This is a genomic window from Vreelandella aquamarina (assembly GCF_900110265.1).
GTDB classification, from domain to species: domain Bacteria; phylum Pseudomonadota; class Gammaproteobacteria; order Pseudomonadales; family Halomonadaceae; genus Vreelandella; species Vreelandella aquamarina.
On record NZ_FODB01000013.1, the window covers coordinates 1 to 25,425 of the forward strand.

Here is a 25,425-nt window from a genome sequence, read left to right on the forward strand (position 1 = left end):
CAGCCATACCCATGGGGGCGCCAGGGTGGCCGGATTTGGCCTTCTGAACAGCATCCATGGAAAGGGCGCGAATGGCATTGGCCAGCTCAAAACGGCTATTCATATTAGTGATACCTTGGTTGTTATATTGGGTAGCGTCTCGTTAGGCACGAGTGGTCAAACGTTGAGTAATCAACGACTCCAATGTTTGCTGGTCGTTGGCAAAGCGTCGGATTCCGTCAGCCAGCATCTCGTTGGCCATTGCATCTTGGTTGTGTTGCCAACGAAAACCTGCTTCTGATAGCGGTGTAAATGCTTTACGAGTGACGGTTTCCTGTTGGATTTTTGGAGTGACCTCTCCTTCCATGCTATCAAGCTGTTCTAGCAGTCCGGGAGAGATGGTCAGACGATCGCAGCCCGCCAATGCTAATACTTGATCGGTGGTGCGAAAACTTGCCCCCATGACGACAGTGTCATAATGACCTGCGGCCGCTCTCTCGCAAATCCCCTTTACAAATAGCACGCCAGGGTCTTCTTCGGGTGCGAACTTTTCACCGCTTGTCTTTTGGTACCAATCGCTAACGCGGCCAACGAAGGGCGATATCAGGTACACACCTGCATCAAAGCAGGCCTGTGCCTGAGCATCGCTGAAGAGGAGCGTTAAGTTGCAGTTGATGCCTTCACGCTCTAATTGCTGAGCCGCGCGGATCCCTTCCCAGGTAGACGCGAGCTTAATTAGCACACGGCTGCGGTTAATACCCATTCTTTCGTAGCGCTCAATCAGCTCGTAAGCCTTTTGAATACTGGCTTGAGTATCAAAAGAGAGGTGTGCGGACACTTCTGTCGATATTCGTCCAGGCACCACATCAGCAATTTGTCTGCCAATCGCAACCGAGAGTTGGTCAACTATTCGGCTCAGGTCGTCTTCATCACGACATGATTCAGCAAGCACCTTGTCGATTAGCTCTTGATAACGAGGCAGTTCGAAGGCTTTGAGAATCAAAGAGGGATTAGTGGTGGCGTCCTGCGGTTGATAGCGCTTTATGGCATCCAAGTCGCCCGTGTCGGCCACGACCAATGAGTGTTCGCGTAATCCAGCAAGAAGCGACATTGCCTACTCTCCTTTAAAAATGAACGCTCTGTGTTCAAATGATTGTTCATTTGAGCCGGTTTAGTCAAATTTTCGCGTCACTGAAATCGATTTTAAGGTCATTGAACAAAAGTATAGTGCTTGTTAGATAGTGATTTATCATTTAATAATTCTTTTTCTATCAATGGTTTGTTTATATTTCCTTGAGTTTCCCTCTAATTTCTCTAGAAAAATGCGGATGGATCTTATGATCTATGTGTTTACAAATGATCGGTTGGTGATAGATTGATAGCGTCAGTAGACGGCTGGCAACTAGGTCGGTATCCATTGTTGGTCGTCCGCGTTTCTATTTCCTAGAAAGGGAGAGCATGAATGTCTGATGTGACACCTTCTCTCAAAGTCGCCATTGGCGGTGATGAGGCCGCTTACGACTTGAAAGAGATCCTTATCGGTTATATCCGTGAGTTAGGCTACGAGGTTGAAGATTTTGGCACTTTCAATGCCCAGCCGGTCCTGTACCCCGATATTGCCTTTGAGGTGGCTACGGCTATTAAGGAAGGGCGCTTTGATCGTGCAGTGCTGGTATGCGGCACGGGAATCGGGGTGGCTATTTCTGCCAATAAAGTGTCAGGTATTCGCGCGGCGCAGGCGCACGACACTTACTCCGCAGCAAAGGCGCGCACTAGTAACAATGCACAGATTGTAACGCTGGGGGCTCGGGTGATTGGGCCAGAGCTGGCTAAATCAATAGTGGCAACCTTTTTGGGTAGTAATTTTTCGGGTGGAAATTCCGAATTAAAAATAGCAAAAATTGACGAATATGAGTCTCGATTGAATACTCGGTAACCGTGGTACTGCTCATATTCGTCGACGCTGATTAATAACAACAGCATGCAAGCTGTGATTACGCAGTTTGGCCTCACTCCAGAGGATATAATAATGACACGCCTATTTAATGATCCAAGTGATTTCCCTGAAGAAGCTCGTTTAGGTTTAGTTGCTGCGCATCGCGATAAGTTGATGGCTGTGCCGGGAGGCGTTGTACGCAGTACGCGCAGCCAGCCAGGAAGTGTTGCGGTCGTGGTTGGCGGTGGCAGTGGCCATTACCCAACCTTTGCGGGGTTAGTAGGGCAAGGGCTGGCCCATGGGGCTGTCATGGGTAATCTGTTTTGTTCGCCTTCTTCGCAGCAAGTTTATTCTGTCGCCAAAGCCGCTAACAACGGTGGTGGTGTGCTGCTCTCTTTTGGGAATTATGCGGGGGACGTACTGCATTTTGGTGAGGCGCGCGAGCGTTTGATCGCAGACGGAATTCCCTGTGAGATCGTTCTGGTCACTGATGATGTCGCCAGTGCTCCCTTGGCTGAGATTGATAAGCGGCGTGGCATCGCGGGTGATCTAACCGTTTTCAAGGCCGCTGCCGCTGCGGCAGAAAAGGGATTATCACTGGACGAAGTGGTTCAAGTGGCGAAGGAGGCAAATCGCTGCACGCGCTCTTTCGGAGTGGCGTTTGAAGGATGCACATTACCTGGTGCAGCCGATTCGCTCTTTCATGTGCCCGAGGGCAAGATGGCCATAGGGCTGGGGATTCACGGCGAGCCGGGTATTAGTGAGACGGATATCCCATCCGCAGATGGCCTGGCAGAAATCCTCGTTGCCAGGTTGTTGGAGGAAGTTCCTGACGGTATCAGAGTCCAAGGAGCTCGGGTGGCGCCAATACTCAATGGGCTGGGTACTATTAAGTATGAAGAGCTGTTCGTTATTTATCGCAAGGTTGACGAACTGCTGCAGGAAGCTGGGTTAGTCATTGTGGAGCCTGATGTGGGTGAGCTGGTGACCAGTCTTGATATGGCTGGGGTTTCGCTGACGTTATTCTGGCTTGATAATGATATGGAGCCGCTGTGGACTGCTGCTGCGGATGCGCCGGGTTATCGAAAAGGTAGCGTGACGCCAGCGCAGGCGCTGGATCCTGCTGAGGTAGAGGTAGTTATACAAGATGAGATTCCCGAGGCTAGCGATATCTCGCGAAAACTAGCGTTTGGTGTCGTTGAGGCGCTCGAAGTGCTCGCAAATACGGTTAATGAAAACTGTGAGATGTTGGGCCAGATTGATGCGGTTGCTGGAGATGGTGATCACGGTATTGGTATGCAGCGGGGCAGCAGGGCTGCGCTTGAAGCGGCCAGAGAGGCTCTTGATGGCGGGGCTGGCGCAGAGACAGTGCTGCAGTGGGCTGGGCAGCGCTGGTCAGACGAAGCGGGCGGGACTTCTGGTGCCATCTGGCGGGTTATCTTAAAAGCGATGGGGGAGTCGCTTGGCAATGAGAAGCCGTTATCAGTGCAGCGTCTTGCCGCTGGCGTGGTCAATGCCCGTCAGCAAGTCATGGCATTTGGTAAGGCTGAAGTGGGCGACAAAACGCTTGTCGACGTGCTAGTGCCTTTTGCCGATGCCCTGTCTTGGGAGGCTGAGAAAGGCCAGGGAGCTTTGGCTTGCTGGGAATCCGCTGCACGCATAGCGAGTGAGGCTGCTGAGGCCACTAAGCAATTAATTCCCCGCGTTGGCCGCGCACGCCCATTGGCTGAAAAAAGCGTGGGTACACCTGATGCTGGTTCTGTTTCATTGGCGCTGATTATTCAGGCGCTGATTCCTGTGTTGAAAAAGTGTCAAGCAAGCTGACATGATACATGCCCTTTAACAACCCCTGGATGTCGAGGATGAATGGTCAAGACGCTGCAGATATAGACTTAATGACAGAGATTTCAACGCTCTACTATGTGCAGGGGGAAACGCAGGAGGCAATCGCAAATAGGCTTGGGCATTCGCGTGTGCGAATAGGGCGGCTGCTCAAACGTGCCCAGGCAGAAGGAATTGTCGATGTTCGAGTGCGCCTGCATCCCGCCGTTAGTGTTGAGATTGAGCAGGAACTCAAGCGTCGCTTTGGCCTGAAGCGAGCATTGATTGCTCTGGATCATGCCGACCCGGATGTACAGCGCTCGTCAGTCGCTAGTTTAGTGGCAGACCATCTGTCGCGTAGTTTGACCGATGGTCAGATCGTGGCCGTTGGTATGGGGCGTAACGTGGCCGCCGTGGCAGATAATGTTTTCTTAGCGGAGTCGTTAAAGGTTTCATTCGTGTGCGCAATTGGGGGCTCGCTGCGTGCAGGTGAGCATATGAATCCCGATCATATTTGTCGACGTTTGGCGAGTAGGTTTGGCGGTGACAGTGAGACGCTTTATGCCCCTGCGCTGGTACAGAGTGGTGAGCTTAGGGATGCGTTGTATGAAAACTCTACCGTGCGCCAGACGCTAGACCGAGCGCGACGCGCGGATACCGCCTTGATTGGCGTGGGGGACGTGAGTGAAGACAGCAATATGGTGCGCATGGGGTGGTTTTCGGCCCAGGAGATTGCAGAAGCGCGGCTCTCTGGAACTGTGGGCGATATGATGGGCTATGACTTTATCGATATCCATGGAAGGCCTTCCGCAACGCAGATGCAGGGGCGTGTGGTGGGGCTTAATATACAGGATCTTACGCGCATTCCAGACGTTATTGCCATCGCCAGTGAGAATACTAAAGCGGTCGGCATACTGGGGGCGCTGCGTACCGGCGTTATCGATACTTTGGCCACTAGTGTCACTAACGCACACACTATTCTGCGTCTCGATGAAGCGACTCAAGGGGAGGTGCGCACTTAACTTGTATTCAAGCTTAGCTGCCTTTTAAAGACCCCTGGGTTGCGTTGCGCCAAACCTCAATCTCAACCCCAGCCCTGCTCCCTGAGGCATGTACACCTTTTGGCATGCCTGGTTTGCTGCCCCGCCTCCCGCACGATGTCGGTAACGACAAGCTGGCTTGTGTACATTTGAACGATTAAGGAGCATATTTTATGGCTTTAAGTGGAGCTACCGCTTGGCCGTAATAACAAATAATTTCCATTTTTTTAATTTAATTATAAAAATCAATAAATTGCATTGTTGGTCTAAAGTATAAGATTAGAAAATGCCATTATGGATTGACTCGACTATGCTTAAAGCAGTTAATTCATATGCACACAATAAGATCTTTTGTAATGCGGGCGTCGCTAGCTAGGCACTACAAGATACATTAGGAGTGAATAATGCATAATGCTGATAACAACAATCGCACCGAACTACCACTGACCATGCAAGCCGTCGTCGCCTACGCGCCTGGAGATTATCGTCTTGAGGAGGTGGCATTGCCGAAGGTGGGAGAGGGTGAAGTACTGATAAAGGTTGAAGCGTGCGGAATCTGTGCAGGTGACCTCAAGGCATATGAAGGTGCCCCAAGCTTTTGGGGAGATGATACTCAGCCTGCTTATATCAAGGCGCCGATGATTCCAGGCCATGAGTTTATTGGTCATGTGGTGGCTTTAGGAGAAGGTGTTGCAGGCTTTGAGGTTGGCGATCGCATTATTTCTGAGCAAATCGTACCTTGCTGGGGATGCCGTTTTTGTAACCGTGGGCAGTACTGGATGTGCGAAAAGCACGACGTGTATGGTTTTCAGCACAACGTAAATGGCGGCATGGCCGAATATATGGTCTTTCCTAAAGAAGCCATTAATCACAAGCTGCCAGATGAAGTTCCGATGGAGAAAGCGGTTCTTATTGAACCCTATGCTTGTTCATTGCATGCCGTTAAGCGTGCTCAGATTGAGCTGGGAGATGTGGTTGTCCTCTCCGGAGCAGGAACTTTAGGGCTAGGAATGATCGGAGCGATCAAAAAATCCGGGCCATCCAAGCTGGTTGTACTGGATCTCAATAATAAGCGCTTAGAGCTTGCCAAACAGTTTGGTGCTGACATTGTATTGAATCCTGCTGAAGTCGATGTTGTTGACTATGTGAAGAGCATAACGGAAGGATATGGTTGCGATATCTATATCGAGGCCACGGGAGCTGTTAAGTCGGTAGAGCAAGGGCTTTATATGATTCGTAAACTTGGCCGGTTCGTCGAGTTCAGCGTATTCAAAGAGCCAGTGACGGTTGATTGGAGCATTATCAGCGATCGTAAAGAGCTGGATATATTAGGTGCGCATCTAGGCCCTTATTGCTATCCACTTGTGATCGAAGGCATCGGAAATGGCGATTTCCCAACGGATCATGTGGTGACCCATAAGCTTCCGTTAGCCGAATTTCATCAAGGTCTAGAGCTAATGCGCAATGATCCTGACGCGTTAAAGGTTGTGCTTATACCTGACGGGAAATAGATGACGGACGTTTCTTACTTATAAATATAATGATAACCGGAGTGATTATGTCGGCGACATTAAATTCGGTGCCCGGTGATAAGCGTATAAAGGTCTATGTGGCAGCTGCTTTTGCTTTAGCGCTGGTTGCACTCATGGCGTTTGATACCAAAGTCATTAGCCTTACTGAACTTGAGAGCGAGGTGGGGTTTTCACCCCAGCAATTTGCTCAGGAAACCTTTCCAGAGATTCAGGCATATGTCGAGAATAACGCCGTAAATGCATCGGTGTTGGCGCCAGAAGTGCTTCAGGATGCCGGCGCGGCAGGTGAGAAATACGGTGTTGCTGCTGGCATTGGTTATATTGTGCCAGTCTCTTTATCAGGTGCTGCCATAGAAGGACGGGGGGGCGTTTACACCCTTGATGTTGAAAATGTTCCTTCTGATGTCGTCATTCGTGTGCAAACAGGCCCAGCTATTAATGGCACGACGCTAAGAGATACAACCGGCACTATTCAATTTGGTGACTTCACCAATCAAATCGAATACCAAGATGTTGGCGCAGCCCTCAATGACGAAATGAAGCGTCAAGTTCTAGCGGATATTTCCGGACAAGACTTAACCGGAAAAACGTTAGAAGTGGTCGGCTCTTTTACCATGATAAATCCCAAAAACTGGCTAATTACGCCGGTGAGTATAACGATCATTGAGTGAGGGCGGCTATGAGTATGGATAGATCAACAGTGAACGTAGCTCCACCCGAAGTGATACTTTCTGCACGCAATATCGAAAAACGTTTCGGTGCCGTGCAAGCCCTCAAAGAAGTGAACTTCGATATATATCGAGGACAGGTGACAACGCTCTTTGGTGAAAATGGAGCGGGTAAATCCACGCTGATGAAAATTTTGTCTGGTGTCATTGCTCAGACGGCGGGCGAGATTGTATTGGAAGGCGAGAGCGTCAGCTTTTCGTCGCCGTCGGATGCTGAAGCGCTGGGGATTACCATTATTCATCAGGAGTTGAGCTTGGCTCCTAACCTGAATGTGCGTGACAACATTTTTATGGGCCGTGAGCTGACTAAAGGAAGGGGTAGCGTCGACTATAAAGAAGAAGCGCATCAGGCTGAACTGTTAATGGCAGAGCTGGATGAACCGATCCACCCTCTTACCCTGGTGGAAGATCTGCGGGTGGGGCAGCAACAAATCGTTGAAATCGCTAGAGCGCTGTCCAAGAACTCTCGCATTTTGATTATGGATGAACCAACTTCCGCATTGAGTGCCACGGAAGTCGAGACGTTATTTAAAGTCGTCCAGGATCTCAAAAACAAGGGTGTGTCGATTGTTTATATTTCTCATCATTTGGAAGAGGCGTTGCAGATTACCGATCATGCCGTTGTTCTCCGCGATGGAGTCATGACTGCTTACGCCCCACGTAGTGATATCGACCTGCAGTGGATCGTCAGGCATATGGTAGGAGAGAGTTTCGATCTTGGCTCACCGCCTACAGGGTATGAGCTGGGTTCCACCGCGCTCTCTATCCAGAATCTTTACCTCAGCGACGATAAAGTGGCAGGTCGCTATGTTGTTGAGGATCTTTCCCTTGATGTGCGCGCCGGCGAGATTGTCTGCATCTATGGACTAATGGGCGCGGGAAGAACTGAGTTATTGGAGTGTGTAGCAGGACGAACCCGGCAGACCAAGGGAGATATCTTGCTCAATTCAACTGACGTATCGCACTACAACATTGCACAGCGAATCGAGAGAGGGTTGGTGTTAGTGCCTGAGGATCGCCAGCGAGATGGGCTGGTGCCCACCCTGTCAGTCGGAAAAAATCTGTCGCTAGCCAGTATCCATGCGTTTACTCGCAAGGGGCTTACTTCATCCAGCTTGGAGGCAGAAATGATTAATTCAGCTATCAATCAGGTGCACATTAAAACAGACGGTGGGGAGGCTGCCATTGGCTCACTGTCTGGTGGTAACCAGCAAAAAGTAGTGATCGGTAAGATGTTGGCTACTCATCCAGACGTCATCATGCTTGATGAGCCAAGCCGTGGTATCGATGTAGGTGCCAAGGCCGAAGTATTCAAGTTATTGAGCCAAGGGGCCCAGCGGGGGTTGGCGGTTGTCTTTACAACATCTGAAGTAAGCGAGTGCTTGAGTATTCCACACAGAGTGCTGGTGATGAGCAAAGGACGGATCTCTGCTGAATTCAAACCGGGTGTAACGAAAGATGAAATTATGGCTGCTTCGGGCGAATCAGTTGCTGCATGATTATTCAATCGGATAGGTAATGACTATGTCTCATCACAACAATAACGCGTTACAAGTTGAAAAAGGCAGTATCGATATCGTCAAGATTTTGCTGGAAGGTAGGGCTTTTTTCGCATTAATCGTGATCATTATTGTCTTTTCCATGCTCTCGCCTGTTTATTTTTCGACAGGTAATTTTTTAACCATGTCATCTCATGTAGCTGTTTTTGGCTTGCTAGGTATTGGCATGCTGTTTGTCATTCTGACCGGTGGTATCGATCTGTCGGTTGGCTCTACGCTAGCACTTTGCGGGGTGTTCGCCGGTATGTTGCTAGAAGGGATAGAGATTGAGGCTCTTGATTTGGCTTTCTTCCCTTCAGTGTGGGTGGTTGTGGTTCTTACCTGCTTACTGGGCGGTCTGGTGGGGGCTATCAATGGTGTGTTAGTTGCCTATTTTAAAGTACCTGCATTTGTGGCCACACTGGGTATGTTGTATGTCGCCCGCGGAGCTGCCCTATTGCTAACGGATGGATTAACGTTTAACCGTTTAAGTGGTGACCCTGCGTTAGGGAATACAGGCTTTGAGTGGCTTGGATTTAATAAGCTATTGGGTATTCCGGTAGGCGTTTTGATTCTGTTTGGTGTTGCCATTGTGTGCATGTTGGCCCTCAGTCGTACTCCCTTTGGCAGATGGGTCTACTCGACAGGAGGGAATGCGCGCGCTGCCGAGCTTTCTGGGGTGCCCGTCAATCGCGTTAAGCTCTCTGTCTATATTATTTCTGGCGTATGTGCTGCCATGGCTGGAATTGTGCTCGCCTCACAGTTGACGTCTGCTGGACCTACGGCAGGTACTACCTATGAGCTGACAGCAATTGCTGCGGTGGTGATTGGTGGTGCTTCACTAATGGGGGGACGCGGCACGGTTCGCAATACATTATTGGGTGCTTTTGTGATTGGTTTTCTAGCCGATGGTCTTGTCATCATCGGGGTGTCTGCCTACTGGCAGATGGTATTCACGGGCAGTGTTATCGTCTTCGCTGTCATGCTAAATAATGTCCAATACAGCGCTAAAAATAAGTCCTCGAAAAAAACTGAGAAAGCTGCAGAAATTAAGCGCGAAGGTTCTAGGGCAAGTGCTACTTAACGTAGCACTGCTTAGAAGTGTGACCTGCTCAGGTCTACCTATATAAAGACTAACAATCATAACGATGAGGTAATAACCATGCTTCCAAAAAGTAAAAAAATGCTTTTTACAGCACTCGCCAGTGTCTCGATGCTCTTTAGCGGTGCCATAGCTGCTCAGGACAAGGGGTTGATCTCAATTATTGTTAATGATATGTCAAATCCCTATTGGCAAACGGAAGGCACCATTGCGGGGCGCACAGCTGAAGAGTTGGGCTATGACGCAAATGTCAGTTCCCATGTGGGTGATACCAACACTGAGAGTAATCTGGTTGATACGGCAATTACCAATGGGGCTAAAGCGATAATTCTAGATCCTGCTAACGCGGATGGTTCCATTGGCGCGGTGCGAAGAGCCGTTGAGGCGGGAATTCCTGTCTTTATTATTAATGCTGAGATTAACCAGCAGGGGCTGGCCAAGGCGCAGCTGGTTTCCAATAATGCCCAGGGCGCCGCGTTAGGTGCGCAAGAATGGGCAATGCAATTGGATGGCGAGGGATCTTATATAGAATTAAAAGGGCCTCCTTCCGATAACAATGCTGCGACACGATCCAATGGCTATGAGACGGTGTTAAGCCAGTACCCCGACCTTACCCTGGCGGCGTCTGACATCGCTAATTGGGATCGAACCGAAGGGCGTAATAAAATGCAGAGCATGCTCCGTTCTCATCCTGATATCAGGGGTGTCATTAGCGGCAACGATGAAATGGCCTTAGGTGCGATTGTTGCCCTAAAGCAGGAGGGGCTGCTCGATGATGTATTGGTTGGTGGGTTTGACGGTTCGCCCGATGCGGTTGATGCGGTTCGCTCGGGAGAGTTGGCTTATACTGTTCTACAACCGGTAGCCGTATTTGCAGAAGATGCGGTAAAAATCGCTGATCATTACATCAACACAGGTGAAACAGGGCTAGATAGCGAAAAGCAGCTTTATGACTGTATCCTTATTACGCCAGATAATGTAGACAACTATACCTCTCCCTTTGTTTTGGAAGAATAAGATGTGTAAGAATAGGCTTTAGTCGCGTAAGTGTTAGAGGAACTTGCCTAGAGGCCAGTCAGCTTTAAAGCTGGCTGGCTTTTTGAACAAGAGGGTGTGTCAATGATCTTTAATTTTGGTTCAATTAATATCGATTATACTTACCTTGTGCCCTATTTTGTTCGCCCTGGCGAAACCTTGGAAAGTGATGATTATAATATTGGATTAGGTGGAAAGGGCGTCAATCAGTCGTTGGCAATAGCGCGTGCTAAAGGAATGGTGAGTCACTGGGGGCGAGTTTCATCGATCGATGCTTGGGTGACCATTGAGCTTGAGTCTGCGGGTGTTGGTGTGAAAGATATTGAATTGACCCCAGAGCCAAGTGGGCATGCGATTATTCAAATTGATGCACTGGGTGAAAACGCTATTCTTTTATTCTCTGGCGCCAATCATGGTTTTACACGGGAGAAAATGACGGCTCTTGTTGCGCAAACTGCGCCTGGTGACACAATACTTATCCAGAACGAATGTAACGGGCTTGATCAGCTTATTCCATTAGCAGTGAGTCATGGCTGTAAGGTGATATTTAACCCAGCACCAATGACCTCGAAAGTATCATCACTACCTCTAGACCAGTGTGAACTGCTTTTTTTTAACCGTACAGAGGCCGCCGCTTTGTTAGAAATGCCAGTAGATTCGAGCGCCGCAGATTTGCTTATGCGGTGTAAAGAATCGCTTGGCGATGTTGAGGTGGTTCTTACTCTAGGTAGCGAGGGGGCTTGGTATCAGCGCAGCAATGAGACTCTTTTTCAACCGGCTTTAAAGGTAAAAGCCGTTGATACAACGGCTGCAGGCGACACCTTTGTGGGCTACTTCCTTGCTGCGAGGCAAGCTGGCCTAACGCCCTCACAGTGCTTGCAAAGGGCGGCAACGGCGGCTGCCCTGGCGGTACAAAAATTCGGTGCTGCCAGTAGCATTCCGATGGCGTCAGATGTTGACGGGATCATATATCAAAGTACCTAAAGATAGTCGAAATCAGTGCATCACTTAGCTGAAAATACATAATACATATCAAATGTTTAGCACTTTCTATTTGCTTGCGAGCAGCCATTTAGGCCGCCCGCTATCTCTCTTATATACTATTATGGACTTGGTATTGACGTAAGCGCTCCACCAACCCCATCTTCTACAGCTGAGTAGCACGCGTCAGACTAGTGTCACCCGATTCCAAGGAGGACACCATGACCGACCTGACCTCGACACAGGCCTTCTGGCTGGGCCATTTGTTCCATGCCTCATCCCGGCAGCTGGCGCTGAGTGAATACGCCGAGGAGCAAGGACTGGAACTGGCGTCACTGCTGGCGTGGGAGCAGCGCCTGGAGGTACAGGGCGTACCCGTGCCACCTCGCCACCGGCCGCTGCGCTTCGTCGCCGTGGAGGTGGCCCGATGATCCGGCCGGATACCCGGCTGCGGGTCTATCTGTGCCGCGAGCCCGTCGACATGCGCAAGCAGATCGATGGACTGGCCCTGTTGGTTCAGGAGGCCATGGAGCTCAACCCCTTCGAGGAGGCGGTCTTCGTGTTCGGCAACCGCCAGCGCGACAAGGTGAAGCTGCTGTTCTGGGAGCGTAACGGCTTCGTGGTCTGGTACAAGCGCCTGGAGCGGGAGCGTTTCAAGTGGCCGGACCGCCTGGAGAGCGACACTGTCACGCTCTCGGGCCAGGAGCTGAACTGGCTTCTGGATGGCTATGACCTCAGCGCCATGCGCCCCCATAAGGCCCTGGATTTTCAGTCGGTTGGCTGATTTTCTGCTGCTTTCAGCGGCGCCGCTTGGTAAAATGGCGGCATGATCTCACCGGCCTCGACATCTTCCATCAGCGTCTCCCAACTGCAGCGCCAAGTGCGTGCTCAGCAGGAGGAGATTGCGCGTCTTCATCGCCTGATGGAGAAGAAAGAGGCGGAGTGGGAAGCTGCCAAGGCCGCGCTGTTCGAGCAGTTCCGTCTGGCCATCGAGCGTCAGTTCGGCCCCTCCACCGAGAAGTACCGCGTCGAACAGGGTGATCTCCTCATCAACGAGGCCGAGGTGGCCGTGGATGAGGAGGAGGACGCGGCGACTGCCGATGACGCGAACGCTGAAGAAACCGCTGCTGAATCTCGCCAGCCGGCCAAGCGCCGCACTCGCGGCGGCCGCCTCGCCTTGCCGCCCGAACTGCCGCGCGTTGAGGTCGTGCACGAGCTGCCCGAAGACACCCGTCGCTGCGCCGAGGATGGCACCGAGCTCAAGGTCATCGGCGAGGAGATCAGCGAGGAACTGCATGTGGTGCCGGCACGGGTCGAGGTGATCCGCCATGTGCGTCGCAAATATGCCTGCCCGGCCTGCGAGGAAGGCGTACAGATCGCACCGCCACCGGCCAAGCTGCTGCCCAAGAGTAATGCCAGTGCCACCTTGCTGGCCTACATCGCCACCGCCAAGTACCAGGATGCCTTGCCGCTCTATCGGCAGAGCCAGATCTTTGCCCGCCACGGCGCCGAGATCCCGCGTAACACTCTGGCGCGCTGGATGGTGCAAGCCGGTCAGCGTATGGCGCCACTCATCGAGGCGCTACGCCGACACCTTTTACAGGCGCCATTGATCCACATGGATGAGACCACCCTGCAGGTCAATGCTGAGCCGGAACGCAAGGCCAGTTCGACCTCCTACATGTGGCTACAACGCGGTGGTCCACCCGGCCAGCAGGTGGTGCTGTTTGATTATGACGCCAGCCGAGCCGGCCGGGTGCCCGTACGCCTGTTGGGTGACTATGCCGGTCGCCTGGTCACCGATGGCTACGAAGGCTATGCCGAGGTGGTGCGCAAGAACGGCATCACCCATGCCGGCTGCTGGGCGCATGCACGGCGCAAGTTCGTCGAAGCGCAGAAGGTCCAGCCCAGGGGCAAGACCGGCAAGGCCGACTGGGCGCTCAACCAGATCCGCAAACTCTACGCTGTGGAAAAGCAGGCCAGGGCGTTGGCGCCCGAGGCGCGTCAGGCATTGCGTGATCAGAAGAGCCGCCCGCTGATCACCCAGCTGCGCACCTGGCTCGACAAGTCGCTGACGCAGGTGCTGCCGAAGAGCACGCTGGGCCGGGCGCTGCACTACCTGGAGGGCCAGTGGCAGCGACTGACCCGCTTCCTCGATGACGGGTTGATCCCGCTGGACAACAACCCGGCCGAAAACGCCATTCGCCCCTTCGTCGTCGGCCGCAAGAACTGGCTGTTCAGCCACACCCCGAGCGGTGCCCAGGCCAGCGCGGCAATCTACAGCCTGATCGAGACGGCCAGGGCCAACGGCCTCTCGCCCTACGAGTACCTGCAGTTCGTGTTCGAGACCCTGCCCGCCCTCAGCGACGATGACCTCGACACACTACTGCCCTGGCAGTGGAAAGAGACATTACCGGTCTAAACGATACCTGTATAGATGGGGTTATTGGACCGCTTACGGTATTGACCTAGTTTAAGGTTTGAATCTTTTTATGATTTTCCAAAGTCATGACCAACGCTTCGGCGGCTTCCTTGCCTTTGGCGAGGAAATGGCCATGGAAAAAATCATGGTGTGTGCTGTGTTCATGAAAATGATGAGGCGTCAGCACAACCGAAAGAAAGGGGATTTCGGTTTCCAGTTGCGCTTGCATCATGCCTTCAATGACAGCTTGAGCAACGAATTCGTGCCGATAGATGCCACCGTCAATGACAAAGCCAGCTCCCACAATGGCGCTGTAACGGCCAGTTTTGGCGAGTAGTTTAGCCTGAAGCGGGATTTCGTAAGCCCCTGCAACTTGGAATATCTCTACTTGGTCAGCAGAAAAACCATGCTCGCTAGCAAGTTGAGCAATAAATGCCTGACGAGCTTGAATGACTATATCGTGATGCCACGACGCTTCGATAAAGGCAACGCGAACAGATGAGGAGTGTTGGGTCTGATTCATGGTCATCCTATGGGATTGTTTACCAGAACCAGGGCATGAGGCATCCAATAGCACAGCACCCGTATGCGTTGGAACGCTACAGGTAATATCACTAGGAAACCTTCTCTTTTATCCGGACTATGACCGTCGGCTCCGGAATCTCACCGAATCTGCTGTCCTCAACTATCGGGTTACACCCTTTAGCTGAGCGCTCGTGGGCTTGTCCATATCCGTTAAGATATGGCATTACCACCGGTGGGGACTTACACCCCGCCCTGAGAAAGTTCGCCATTATTGGCGGGGTTATTATACGCCTTCTGCTTGGAAGATATAGCAGGCCCTGTCAAAAATTGCTTGGTTCTTGTTTGTGGGTGGAATCTTGCTAGTTAAGCCCAAGCTGACAGAGATAATGGTAAGCTATGGATAGCACTTAGCAGGGTAATGACCCTGTGATGTCAGAGATAGATCACCGGAGGGGAGTGTGAAGGGCAGCCGTTTCAGTGCAGGGAGAGCCAAGGCGCTTCTCTTATCGCTCAGTGTTGGTGCAGCAGGCGGTGTGCTGTTTCACATTTCGGGGCTGCCGCTGGCCTGGATGCTTGGCCCCTTGGTGGCGAACCTGCTGGTGTCTGCCAAAGGCGTGAAGGTTGAAGTGCCTGAGTCGCTGCGCAGCGTGTTTTTAGCGGTGATGGGCATGGTGCTCGGCAGCCAAGTCACGCCTGAGCTGGCCCACCGGGTGCTCGACTGGCCCGTTTCGGCCATGCTGCTGTTGGCGGGGGTAGCGGCGTCAACCGCCGTGGCGTCTGCCTGGTGCCGCCGCTGTGGTTTCGACCCTGTCAGCGCTTGGTTTGGTGCCTCGCCGGGCGCCATGACCGCGATGATCCTATTGGGTGAGCGATGCGGCGGCGACCCGCAGCGCATTGCCATTGCCCAGTCGCTGCGTATCGTGCTGGTGATCCTCTTTCTACCGCCGCTGTTTTGGGCATTTGAAGGGGGAGAAGGCACGCTGGGCCCGGCAGAATCAGCACTCACCGATGGCTGGTTGTTGCTGGCTATTCCACTGTTGCTGCCGCTGGGTAAATGGCTGCGCCTGCCAAGCCCCGCGCTGCTCGCTCCCTTGTTAGCCACCGCGCTACTCTCCGGGTTAGATATCGCCAGCCTCGCCCTGCCAAGCTGGGGCATGAACCTGATGCTCTGGGTGCTGGGCAGCGCGATTGGTTCACGCTTTCAAGGTATGACGCGGCGGCTGTTGGGCCGCTACTTATGGCAGTCAGGCGTTGCGACGCTGCTGGCCCTCGTCGTGTTGGCTGTTTTTGCCGAACTGATCCACCAAACGGTGGGGGTAGGGCGCGATGTTGCCTTGCTCGCTTTAGCCCCCGGCGGTATTGGTGAAATGGCGATACTCGCCGTCGCGCTCAACATTGACCCGGTGTTCGTGGCTTTTCATCACCTGCTGCGGATGGTCACCCTGATGATTGTTGCTCCCTTCTGGGCCCGCTGGCTAATGCGTCATCATCCTGACGCCTGACGTCGCGATCATTACGCTAACTCTCCTCGCTGTGCTCCCTTTTATCGCGTCATGTAAGGACTCTCCATGCTGTCACGTCTGCTCTCGCCGCTGTTCCGTTTTTTTGAGGAGCGCGTTAACCCCTACCCAGAGGGTGAGGTCACCACACCGCCCAAAGGGCTGTTGCCGTTTATCTGGCACTTTTCGCGCCCGGTGTGGCCGTGGCTGCTAGTGATGTCGTTGATTACGGCGGTGGTATCCGCCGCAGAGGTGGTGTTCTTTAGCTACATGGGCGATTTGGTGGATTGGCTGGGTGGCGTCGAGCGCGCCGATTTCTGGGCCAACCACGGCCTGTGGCTGGCGGGCCTTGGTTTGTTAGTGGTGGTGGGCCTGCCGCTACTGGTGCTGCTGCAGTCGCTGGTCACCCACCAGAGCATTTTTGGTAACTACCCGATGATTGGCCGCTGGCTCTCTCATCGCCATATGCTCAGCCAGAGCCTAGCGTTCTATCAAGATGAGTTTGCCGGGCGGGTATCGCAAAAAGTGATGCAAACCGCGCTGGCCGTGCGGGAAACCGTCACCAAAGTGATGGACCTGATGGTTTACGCCATCGTCTATTTTACCGGGGCGGCCATTCTGTTGGGACGCGCCGATCCATGGCTGCTGCTGCCGCTAGGCCTTTGGCTGATCGGTTATTTGGGCATCATGCGCTTTTTCGTACCGCGCCTGCGGGATGTCTCTATGGCCCAGGCGGATGCTCGAGCTCAGATGACTGGCCGCGTGGTGGATAGCTACAGCAATATCCAGACTATCAAGCTGTTTGCCGATACTCAGCGCGAAGAGCGCTACGCCAAAGATGCTATGGAGGGCTTTATGGTCACCGTGCATCGCCAGATGCGCCTGGTCACGGTGATGAGCGTCTGCTTGACGCTGCTTAATACGCTGCTGCTAGTTGGCACGGCAGGCATGGCGATTGCAGCGTGGTACATGGAGGCGATCTCTCTGGGCGTGCTGGCTATCGCCATTGCCCTGGTGATGCGGATCCGTTTTATGTCTGACTGGATTTTATGGGAAGTCGCCGGGCTGTTTGAAAACATCGGCACGGTGCAAGATGGCATGAACACCATCGCCCAGGAGCCGACTGTCAAAGATGCTCCTAATGCCAAAGCATTGAGCGTGCCCAACGGAGAGATCGTCTTCGATACGCTGCGCTTCCAATATGCCCAGGCAAAAGGGGAGAGCAAAAACGTCTTCGATGGTCTGAGCCTGACCATCAAACCCGGTGAAAAGATCGGCCTGATTGGCCGTTCCGGGGCGGGGAAATCGACCCTGGCGAACCTGCTGCTGCGCTTTTACGACCTGAAGGGCGGGCGCATTTTGATCGATGGACAAAACATAGCCGAGGTCACCCAGACCTCGCTGCGCCATCAGATCGGCATGGTGACCCAAGACACCTCGCTGCTGCACCGTTCGCTGCGAGATAACATCCGCTACGGCAGTCCGCACGCCAGCGATGAGGATGTCTGGCAGGCGGTATGCCGTGCCCATGCCGATACTTTCATCAATGACCTAGTCGATCCCAAAGGGCGGCGAGGTTTGGATGCTCATGTGGGAGAGCGGGGCGTGAAGCTCTCCGGCGGCCAGCGCCAGCGCATTGCCATCGCCCGGGTGCTGCTCAAGGACGCCCCGATTCTGGTGTTGGATGAAGCCACCTCGGCGCTGGATTCCGAGGTTGAAGCGGCGATTCAAGAGCAGTTGGATGCGTTGATGGAGGGCAAAACGGTGATTGCCATCGCCCATCGGCTCTCCACCATTGCCATGCTAGACCGTTTGATTGTGGTGGATGAAGGGCGCATGGTGGAGAGCGGCACTCATCAGGAATTGCTGGCTCGAAACGGCATCTACGCAGGCCTTTGGCAGCGCCAGTCGGGCGGCTTTTTGGGTAACGACCTTGATCCTGATAACAACGCCCCCATTTGAGACTAGACCGGTCGCCTAGTAAGGGCGCTTTAACAGGAGGTAGTGATGCAAGCGATTGAGCTTCAACAACCCGGCGGTTTAGATAAATTAAATGTTGTCGACGTGGCAGCCCCAGGGGAGCCAGGCCCCGGCGAGATTAAAGTGCGCCTGCACGCCAGCTCACTGAACTTTCACGACTACGCGGTCGTGGCGGGGATGATTCCCACCGACGATAAGCGCATCCCAATGTCCGATGGTGCGGGCGTGGTGGAAGCCGTTGGCGAAGGTGTGGAAGAGTTTGCCGTGGGCGATGCGGTCGTCTCGACCTTCTTCCCATACTGGCTGGAAGGCCCGGCGCGCGTAGGCGACTTTACCACCACCCCTGGCGATGGCGTCGATGGCTATGCCCGCGAGCAGGTAATTCGACCGGCCACATGGTTTGCTCGCCAGCCGATCGGCTACAGCCATGTAGAATCCGCCACGTTGACCACCGCAGGATTGACCGCTTGGCGCGCGCTGGTGGTGGACGGCGGCTTGAAAGCGGGCGATACCGTGCTGGTACTGGGTACCGGCGGGGTGTCGATCTTTGCGCTGCAGTTCGCCAAGCTGATGGGGGCTCGAGTGATCGCGACCTCCTCTTCCAATGAGAAGCTGGAGCGCCTGCGTAGCCTCGGCGCGGAGCACACCATCAACTACCGCGAGACACCCGAGTGGGGAAAAGCGGTCAAAGCGTTGACCGACGGCAAAGGCGTGGATCACGTCATCGAGGTAGGCGGCCCCGGTACGCTGCCGCAATCCATCGATGCCGTGAAGATTGGTGGACACATTTCGCTGATTGGCGTACTGACCGGCCGCGAGGGAGACATTCCCACTGCCAAGCTCATGGCGAAACAGGCCAAGCTGCAGGGTTTGATCGTCGGTAGCCGTCGCCACCAGATCGAGATGATCGACGCGATCGAAGCGGCGAATTTGAAACCGATCATCGATCGTGAATTCCCGCTTAGCGAGATTGCCGAGGCGTTTCGTCATCAAGAATCGGGCAAGCACTTTGGTAAAATTTGCCTGACCTTCTGATCAAAATGCGCGTCAAACCTCGGCCTTCTAGGCTGGGGAAGGAAAGCGCGAGGCGCGCAGCGCCTCTTTTTTGACACGCTATATCTAGCGCGCTAGATTAAAAGCATGACGACCGTACACCGCGCCTATCGTTATCGGTTTTATCCCACGTCCGAGCAAGCCGACCAACTTGCTCGGACGTTTGGCTGTGTGCGGTACGTTTACAACCACTTCCTCCGCCAGCGCACCGATGCCTGGTTTGAGCATCAAGAGCGGATGGGCTACAACGCCACCGCCAAAGCCCTCACGACCCTCAAGAAACAGCCGGACACGGCGTTTCTGGCCGAGGTGTCCAATGTCTGCTTGCAACAGTCGCTCCGGCATCTCGACCGCGCCTTCTCAAACTTCTTCAAAGGTCAGGCGCGGTATCCCACCTTTAAGAAAAAGCAGCGCAAGCAATCCGCTACCTACATGGCCAACGGCTTTCGCTGGCGCGATGGCAAGCTGTGGCTTGCTAAGCACAAAGACCCGCTCGACATCCGGTGGAGTCGTTATTTTTCCGGCACACCAAGCAGCATCACGGTGAGCTGCGATACCGCTGGCCGTTACCACGTCAGCTTTTTGGTGGAAGAAGCGGTCACGCCGCTGCCCGTGACACCCAAAATGGTCGGTATCGACCTTGGGCTGACGCACCGCGTCATCACCAGTCACGGCGATAAAATCCCCAATCCGCGCTTTCTGCGCCGTACCGAGCGTAAATTGGCGCGGGCACAACGAAGCCTGTCGCACAAACGGAAAGGCTCTAACAACCGCGCCAAGGCGCGGCATCGGGTGGCCAAGGTGTATGCCAAACTGGCCGATCAGCGCCGCGATGCCACCCACAAACTCTCCACGCAGCTTATTCACGAGAACCAAGTTATTGCTGCCGAGAGTTTGCAAGTCAAAAACCTGCTGAAAAACCGCTCGCTCTCAAAGGCGATCAGCGACGTAGGCTGGCACCAGCTCACCCAACAACTGGCGTACAAGGCCGAGCGGTACGGGCGCGATTTCGTTCAGATCGACAAGTGGTATCCCAGTTCGAAGCGATGCTTTCACTGTGGCCATATCATCGACAACATGCCCCTTAACATCCGCACTTGGAACTGCCCAAGCTGCGGCACCCAAGGCATCGACCGGGACGTGAACGCTGCCCGCAACATTTTGCAATCGGGCAAAGCCATTCTGGCGGGGGCTGACAAGCTGCGCCAGCATGAGAAAACTACCGTGGGGCTCACGGGAAGCTAAGCCTGTGGAGCTTGTGTAAGACCTGAGGTGCTATCACCAAGGGCAACGGGCTGCGAAGCAGGAACCTGGAAGGCGACAACCAGGAACCCCCTTCCTTTCCGCCGTAGGCGGCAGCGTCCTAAAACGCTGAGGGAGGGGAGGAGGTCAAAATCAAGCGCTAACAATCGTACTACACGTCTGCATAGAAGGCGGGCGTGTAGTGCGTATCAACCATGTTGCCCTACTCTCCTAATCGGCTAAATACCACGCCTTTTACCTCAAGTTCCCAGATGTCGTCGTAAGGCACAGTGACGCCATCCATATCGCCAGGGTCGCCGGTACTGTTTTTAATCACGGTGTCGGGAATGACCTTCACTCCCATCACCCCGACATGCTGAATTCTTCCGCTGAACCGGTTGCCTTCCTGCTCAATGAGCACCCGCTCGCCTGCAATGCACTTCGCAAGCTTCTCGTGTAGTTCAGCCATCGTGACATTCACCACGCTCATCGTCGCCTCCTGCGCATCGCTCAAAAGTGAGTTACTTGGCAATAACGACTTTATTTTAGACGATAAGTTCGGCTAGCCCGGGGGGGTGGCATAAGGCATGCTAACCTTAATCTAGTTTACTGAATCGAGGCGAGATATGGCGCAAGGCTCAACGAACGTGGCTTTATCGCCATGGAACGTGGTGGCATTAGACACCTTTCAAACCCCTGAGCGCACTCAGGCGAGCCAGTGGCGGCGTAGCTGGCGAGCGGCCACCACCTGGATGATAGGCAAGGAAGCTTCCGAGCGCCAAGCGAAGCAGGAGAGTGAACTGCGCGCGCTGCCTAAAGTGAAGCTGGCGCATGTTGCGCCCCCCATTGACTGGCTGCCCGCCACCGAACGCTTGAAACAGGCGCTGAAAGACTACGAAGATGCGCCGGTTGTGCTGTTTATTTCACCGCCTTACGGCGGGCACAGCACCGTGGTGAGCCAATGGGCTGCGCAACAGGATATTCCTTGCCTCACCGTACCCACGCTGAAAGAGCTAGTGGACGGCAGCCTAGCCTGGGTAGAAGACGCTACCCAGCTAAAGCGCTGGGCAATTCCTGCCTTGGAGTACCACTTTTTACGCCATACCAATGGCTTGCAAAGCGTTCGTGAGTTGCTTGAGCGTGCCTTGAGTGGGCGCCTGGGGCAGAGCGTGATGGGGTGCGATAGCTGGACCTACGCCTACTTACAGCATGCGGTGGGGCTGGAGGGCGTGCCGGTATTGACCCTCCAAGGGCTAGAAGACCAAGCCTTAAAGCACGTGCTGCCCTTTTCTGACCACGAAGCGTTAAACGCACGCTTTGCCCTGGCGCAGCGTGGCATTCTTAGCAGCCAGCAAGGGCGCTGGCAGGTGGCGCCGCTTAGCTATGCCAGCGTGCGGCAGCTGCTTGAGTCGCGTAACTATCTCGTTGACCCGCTCTAGGAGCACTAATGGAAGACCAAGGGCAGTACGCCAAGCTGTTTAACGAAATGGATAGCCAAGCGTTGATAACGCTCGGCCTTATCTTGGTCAGCACGATTCTACTGATTATTGTCAGCCAGCGAGGACTCAACTGGGTGGCGAATCGGCTACACGGCCAAGTGCGCTTTCGGGTCTTTGCCCTGGTGCCGCTCACCCGCCTGCTAATTTTGATCGCCGCGCTCGCCACTGCCGTCCCCATCATTATCGAGCCGTCGTTGCGCAATATGGTGACGCTGCTGGGGGCGATTGGCTTAGCCATTGGCTTTGCCCTGAAAGACTATGTCAGCAGCCTGATCGCTGGGGTAGTGTCTGCCGTCGAGCTACCGTACCGGCCTGGCGACTGGGTGAATATCGAAGGCACGTACGGCGAAGTAAAGCACGTGGGCATGCGTACGGTAGAAGTACAAACTCCTGATGACGATCTGGTCGCCGTGCCGCATTTGAAGCTCTGGGACACCGCGATCTATAACGCCAATAATGGTGGCACTAGCCTGCAGTGCGTGGCGAGTTTTTACCTTCATCCAGAGCATGAAGCCGGCTGGGTGCGCAAAGCACTGCGCGATGTGGCGCTGACCAGTGCTTATTTAAAATTTGGAGAGCCGATTATTGTGGTGGCGGAGGAGAAGCCCTGGGGCACCCATTACCGTATCCGCGCCTACCCCGTCGACCCCCGCCAGCAGTTTCTGTTTGTCACTGATTTAACGGTGCGCGGCAAAACAGTGCTTAGCGCTGCTGGCATTCAACCAGCGCTGCTACCACCGGATGCGGCACTAGATGCATAGTTGGATGAATAAAAGCAACCCGACCGCCAGCAGAGATGCCAGCGGCGGAAGGGTGGATCTTCGTGCCGAGGGATGCGTTGAGCGACTAGCGGCTCAAGCCTCGTCTTCCGGCAGTTCCGCGTTATGGAAGACATTCTGGACGTCGTCCAGGTCGTTGAGCATACCCAGAAACTTTTCAAACATCGCCACGTCGTCGCCTTCGATGGGCGTGGTGGTTTGTGGCAAGAACTGGATTTCGTCGACCTCGAAGTTGATCTCACCCAGCGCATCCAACAGTGCCTGCTTGGCTTTGGCGTAGTCGGTATGCGGCGCAAAGACGGTGATGCGCCCCTCTTCCTGTTCGATATCGGTCACGTCCACGTCGGCTTCCATCAGCGCTTCCAGTACGGTTTCTTCATCGCTACCAGCGAAAGAGAAGATCGCGCAGTGGTCGAACATGTGGCTGACGCTGCCCGGCGTGCCGATCTTGCTCTTGGTTTTGGTGAAGCAGCCGCGTACATCGCCAAAGGTGCGGTTGGGGTTGTCGGTCAAGCAGTCGACAATCACCATGGCGTTGCCGGGGCCAAAGCCCTCGTAGCGTGCCGGAGAGAAGTCTTCGCCGCCTGCGCCGCTGGCTTTATCCAGGGCTTTATCAATGACGTGGGACGGCACCTGGTCTTTCTTGGCACGCTCCATCAAACCGCGCAGCGCGAGGTTACCGTTGGGGTCCGTGCCGCCCGCTTTGGCACAGACGTAAATTTCACGTCCATACTTGCTGTAAACTTTGGTTTTCGCAGCGGCCGTTTTGGCCATGGATTCCTTACGGTTTTGAAACGCCCTGCCCATATTGAAGTCCTTTATTAGCCATGAACCGCCTGCATGGCAGGCGTCATCGTTTTCAAAAAGGGGAAAATTTTACCCAACAGCGTACCATGCTAACAGCGTTATTTAAGCGTCTTTGTGGTTTCAGCAGCGTTGAGTAAAGAAGCCTCCCCCGGCTGCCCAATCATTGGCCACTGGCAAGCCCACCCTTGGCGTATACTGGCCCACTGATCACCATACCTTTCAGGGAGGAGAAGATGCCGTTAACACTCTGGCTTTCGCTGGCTGCTATCTGCGCGATGGGCGCTATGTCGCCTGGGCCAGGCTTAGCGCTGGTACTTCGCCATACGTTAGGCGGTGGACGCGTGCCGGGCATCACGGCCGCTGTTTTTCATGCGTTGGGGGTGGGGTTTTACGCGCTGTTCACCGTGCTGGGGCTGGGTGCGATGATGGCCAATTTTCCCGCGTTATTTCAGGTGATTACGTGGTGCGGTGCGGCTTATTTGGCGTGGCTAGGTATTAAGGCATTACGGGCAGGGCGTGGGGGAGCGTTCTCACCGGGCGCTGTCACCACCACGCCGCGTCAAGCGGCCAAAGAGGCTGTGCTGGTAGCGTTGGGCAACCCTAAGCTCATCCTCTTTTTTGTCGCGCTATTAAGCCAGTTTGTGACGCCAGAAATGAACCTGCTTGCGAAGGCGATTATTGTCGCCACAGCTATTATGATTGATGGAGGCTGGTACGTGCTGGTGGCAGTGGGGCTCTCTCACTCTCGAGTGCTGCCGTGGCTACAGCGTCACGCTCACTGGATTAACCGCATTACGGGCGTGCTGTTGATCGCGCTAGCGTTGCGTGTAGTGGCAGGGCCAATCATTTAACCTGTGCGCTGGTGCCACTACCGTTGTAGTGGCAAGGTAAGGTGTATGCTGGCAAAGGCATTTTAGAGGCCTGGCGATGACGATTTACGAGCAGGATTGTTATACCCATCAAGGTAAGCCCTTCAATCTGCGCGCTTTGCGTGGGCAGGTATTATTGGTGGTCAATGTGGCCAGCCAGTGCGGTTTTACGCCGCAGTTGAAAGAGCTCGAGGGGCTGTACCAGCGTTACCGGGATCGTGGATTTACCGTGTTGGGCTTCCCCTGTAACCAGTTTGGCCGCCAGTCGCCCGAGAGTGCCGAGGCGTTCTGCGCCTTTGGCGAGCAGCAGTTCGGGGTGAGCTTTCCGCTGCTGGAAAAGGTGAAAGTCAACGGCTCCGATGCTCACCCGCTATTTGTACAGCTCAAGCGGGAGGCGCCAGGGATTTTGGGCACCAAAGCTGTAAAGTGGAATTTCACCAAGTTTCTGGTAGGCCGAGATGGCAAGGTCATCGCCCGCTTTGGCCCCAAGGATCATGGGTTAACGCTGCGCTTAGCCCTTGAAGCCGCACTGGATAAAGAGTGAATCAGCCAGCCGCTAAACCTCCCCGCGCGCGACCATCAAGCGTTGCATTAGCTCGGTCCAGCGATGGCGAACCATCATGGTCGTCAATCCCGAAAAGAGTGCCCAGCTTTTGCGCCGCCAGCCTTTCAATTTCAGATTGTGGTTCACCAGCTGCTTCATCAGTTTGTAGTCATCGAACTTGCGCCACTCGCTGGCGACTGACAGCTGGTGGCGTGACATCACCGGCGCCAGCTCCAGGCGTAGCATCCACTCAAGCTCTTTGAGCGACATCTTGTGCTGCTCAATCACCTCAATCATATGGGCGTAGTCGCGCTCGCTGGGTTCGCGGTCAAGCCAGAGAGGGGCAAGTGCTAGCCACAAATCGCCCCGCTCATCGACTAGCTGCTGTGCATTCATTAAAGATCCCGTCGGCAAGTGGTGGGCAGGCCGCTATCCTGCCGCGAATGGCGGATAAGCTCAAGAGCGGACAGGGCGCGCCGAGACCGCTAGAATACCCTCATTGATAACTCGGCAC

At 54.1% G+C, this 25,425-nt stretch carries 26 protein-coding genes and 1 riboswitch; of the genes, 20 read left to right on the forward strand and 6 right to left on the reverse strand.

Annotation, left to right across the window (positions count from 1 at the left end):
* Both BMY49_RS05080 and tal read right to left on the reverse strand, forming a co-directional pair.
* A partial coding sequence (locus BMY49_RS05080; RefSeq protein ID WP_208596172.1) for a hypothetical protein occupies positions 1-103 on the reverse strand: 103 nt, incomplete at its 3' end.
* A gap of 39 nt (positions 104-142) precedes the next feature.
* Positions 143-1,090 carry a transaldolase gene (gene tal / locus BMY49_RS05085; RefSeq protein ID WP_089675093.1) on the reverse strand — a complete coding sequence of 316 codons (948 nt, stop codon included), beginning with the start codon at positions 1,088-1,090 and terminating at the stop codon, positions 143-145.
* Between the two features lie 351 nt (positions 1,091-1,441).
* Between tal and BMY49_RS05090 the strand changes: the two genes are divergently transcribed.
* From BMY49_RS05090 to tnpC, 12 genes are all read left to right on the forward strand, one after another.
* The gene (locus BMY49_RS05090) at positions 1,442-1,915 is read left to right on the forward strand and encodes an RpiB/LacA/LacB family sugar-phosphate isomerase (protein ID WP_089675095.1); all 474 of its coding nucleotides are present in this window, start codon (positions 1,442-1,444) and stop codon (positions 1,913-1,915) included.
* 93 nt (positions 1,916-2,008) lie between these two features.
* The gene (locus tag BMY49_RS05095) at positions 2,009-3,739 is read left to right on the forward strand and encodes a dihydroxyacetone kinase family protein (RefSeq protein WP_089675097.1); all 1,731 of its coding nucleotides are present in this window, start codon (positions 2,009-2,011) and stop codon (positions 3,737-3,739) included.
* Between the two features lie 71 nt (positions 3,740-3,810).
* Positions 3,811-4,758 carry a sugar-binding transcriptional regulator gene (locus tag BMY49_RS05100; protein ID WP_244154917.1) on the forward strand — a complete coding sequence of 316 codons (948 nt, stop codon included), beginning with the start codon at positions 3,811-3,813 and terminating at the stop codon, positions 4,756-4,758.
* A gap of 422 nt (positions 4,759-5,180) precedes the next feature.
* A complete protein-coding gene (locus tag BMY49_RS05105; RefSeq protein WP_062360096.1) occupies positions 5,181-6,287 on the forward strand; it encodes an MDR/zinc-dependent alcohol dehydrogenase-like family protein in 1,107 nt (368 codons plus the stop codon).
* Between the two features lie 47 nt (positions 6,288-6,334).
* Positions 6,335-6,979: a DUF2291 family protein gene (locus tag BMY49_RS05110; protein ID WP_063610131.1), complete on the forward strand. Its 645-nt coding sequence runs from the start codon at positions 6,335-6,337 to the stop codon at positions 6,977-6,979.
* A gap of 14 nt (positions 6,980-6,993) precedes the next feature.
* A complete protein-coding gene (locus BMY49_RS05115; RefSeq protein WP_089675149.1) occupies positions 6,994-8,535 on the forward strand; it encodes a sugar ABC transporter ATP-binding protein in 1,542 nt (513 codons plus the stop codon).
* 25 nt (positions 8,536-8,560) lie between these two features.
* Positions 8,561-9,658 carry an ABC transporter permease gene (locus tag BMY49_RS05120; protein ID WP_233420277.1) on the forward strand — a complete coding sequence of 366 codons (1,098 nt, stop codon included), beginning with the start codon at positions 8,561-8,563 and terminating at the stop codon, positions 9,656-9,658.
* A 78-nt stretch (positions 9,659-9,736) separates the two neighbouring features.
* The gene (locus tag BMY49_RS05125; RefSeq protein WP_062360104.1) at positions 9,737-10,693 is read left to right on the forward strand and encodes a D-ribose ABC transporter substrate-binding protein; all 957 of its coding nucleotides are present in this window, start codon (positions 9,737-9,739) and stop codon (positions 10,691-10,693) included.
* Between the two features lie 102 nt (positions 10,694-10,795).
* Positions 10,796-11,695 (forward strand): ribokinase, encoded by a 900-nt coding sequence (locus tag BMY49_RS05130; RefSeq protein WP_167359355.1) that lies wholly within the window; start codon positions 10,796-10,798, stop codon positions 11,693-11,695.
* 218 nt (positions 11,696-11,913) lie between these two features.
* Complete coding sequence (locus BMY49_RS05135) at positions 11,914-12,123, forward strand: hypothetical protein (protein ID WP_089675102.1); 210 nt, start codon at positions 11,914-11,916, stop codon at positions 12,121-12,123.
* The gene (gene tnpB, locus BMY49_RS05140) at positions 12,120-12,476 is read left to right on the forward strand and encodes an IS66 family insertion sequence element accessory protein TnpB (RefSeq protein WP_089675103.1); all 357 of its coding nucleotides are present in this window, start codon (positions 12,120-12,122) and stop codon (positions 12,474-12,476) included. Before BMY49_RS05135 ends, tnpB begins: the two co-directional genes overlap by 4 nt.
* Positions 12,477-12,518: 42 nt before the next feature.
* Complete coding sequence (tnpC, locus tag BMY49_RS05145; RefSeq protein WP_089675104.1) at positions 12,519-14,114, forward strand: IS66 family transposase; 1,596 nt, start codon at positions 12,519-12,521, stop codon at positions 14,112-14,114.
* 46 nt (positions 14,115-14,160) lie between these two features.
* Here the strand turns inward: tnpC and BMY49_RS05150 are convergent, their stop codons facing one another.
* Entirely contained in the window at positions 14,161-14,637 is a 477-nt protein-coding gene (locus BMY49_RS05150) for a 6,7-dimethyl-8-ribityllumazine synthase (RefSeq protein ID WP_089675105.1), read from the reverse strand.
* 96 nt (positions 14,638-14,733) lie between these two features.
* A riboswitch (FMN riboswitch) is annotated at positions 14,734-14,903 on the reverse strand.
* A gap of 194 nt (positions 14,904-15,097) precedes the next feature.
* Here BMY49_RS05150 and BMY49_RS05155 point away from each other — a divergent pair.
* The 4 genes from BMY49_RS05155 (at position 15,098) to BMY49_RS05170 (ending at position 20,416) form a co-directional block, all read left to right on the forward strand.
* Positions 15,098-16,141 carry an AbrB family transcriptional regulator gene (locus BMY49_RS05155; RefSeq protein WP_089675106.1) on the forward strand — a complete coding sequence of 348 codons (1,044 nt, stop codon included), beginning with the start codon at positions 15,098-15,100 and terminating at the stop codon, positions 16,139-16,141.
* 66 nt (positions 16,142-16,207) lie between these two features.
* Complete coding sequence (locus tag BMY49_RS05160) at positions 16,208-18,100, forward strand: ABC transporter ATP-binding protein (RefSeq protein WP_089675107.1); 1,893 nt, start codon at positions 16,208-16,210, stop codon at positions 18,098-18,100.
* Between the two features lie 45 nt (positions 18,101-18,145).
* Positions 18,146-19,153 carry a zinc-dependent alcohol dehydrogenase family protein gene (locus BMY49_RS05165; RefSeq protein WP_089675108.1) on the forward strand — a complete coding sequence of 336 codons (1,008 nt, stop codon included), beginning with the start codon at positions 18,146-18,148 and terminating at the stop codon, positions 19,151-19,153.
* 105 nt (positions 19,154-19,258) lie between these two features.
* Positions 19,259-20,416: an RNA-guided endonuclease InsQ/TnpB family protein gene (locus BMY49_RS05170; protein WP_089675110.1), complete on the forward strand. Its 1,158-nt coding sequence runs from the start codon at positions 19,259-19,261 to the stop codon at positions 20,414-20,416.
* A 220-nt stretch (positions 20,417-20,636) separates the two neighbouring features.
* Here the strand turns inward: BMY49_RS05170 and BMY49_RS05175 are convergent, their stop codons facing one another.
* Complete coding sequence (locus BMY49_RS05175) at positions 20,637-20,903, reverse strand: hypothetical protein (protein WP_089675112.1); 267 nt, start codon at positions 20,901-20,903, stop codon at positions 20,637-20,639.
* A gap of 136 nt (positions 20,904-21,039) precedes the next feature.
* Here BMY49_RS05175 and BMY49_RS05180 point away from each other — a divergent pair, with 136 nt between their 5' ends.
* Both BMY49_RS05180 and BMY49_RS05185 read left to right on the forward strand, forming a co-directional pair.
* Positions 21,040-21,852 (forward strand): hypothetical protein, encoded by an 813-nt coding sequence (locus BMY49_RS05180; RefSeq protein ID WP_089675114.1) that lies wholly within the window; start codon positions 21,040-21,042, stop codon positions 21,850-21,852.
* 8 nt (positions 21,853-21,860) lie between these two features.
* Entirely contained in the window at positions 21,861-22,673 is an 813-nt protein-coding gene (locus BMY49_RS05185; protein WP_089675116.1) for a mechanosensitive ion channel family protein, read from the forward strand.
* A gap of 93 nt (positions 22,674-22,766) precedes the next feature.
* Here BMY49_RS05185 and BMY49_RS05190 read toward each other — a convergent pair whose 3' ends face one another.
* Positions 22,767-23,498, reverse strand: coding sequence for a YebC/PmpR family DNA-binding transcriptional regulator (locus BMY49_RS05190; RefSeq protein WP_089675118.1), 732 nt, complete (start codon positions 23,496-23,498; stop codon positions 22,767-22,769).
* A 233-nt stretch (positions 23,499-23,731) separates the two neighbouring features.
* Between BMY49_RS05190 and BMY49_RS05195 the strand changes: the two genes are divergently transcribed.
* The gene (locus BMY49_RS05195) at positions 23,732-24,349 is read left to right on the forward strand and encodes a LysE family translocator (protein WP_089675120.1); all 618 of its coding nucleotides are present in this window, start codon (positions 23,732-23,734) and stop codon (positions 24,347-24,349) included.
* A gap of 76 nt (positions 24,350-24,425) precedes the next feature.
* Positions 24,426-24,911 (forward strand): glutathione peroxidase, encoded by a 486-nt coding sequence (locus BMY49_RS05200; protein ID WP_044629284.1) that lies wholly within the window; start codon positions 24,426-24,428, stop codon positions 24,909-24,911.
* A 12-nt stretch (positions 24,912-24,923) separates the two neighbouring features.
* Here the strand turns inward: BMY49_RS05200 and BMY49_RS05205 are convergent, their stop codons facing one another.
* Positions 24,924-25,307 carry a DUF7079 family protein gene (locus tag BMY49_RS05205; protein WP_044629259.1) on the reverse strand — a complete coding sequence of 128 codons (384 nt, stop codon included), beginning with the start codon at positions 25,305-25,307 and terminating at the stop codon, positions 24,924-24,926.
* Positions 25,308-25,425 lie beyond the last annotated feature (118 nt).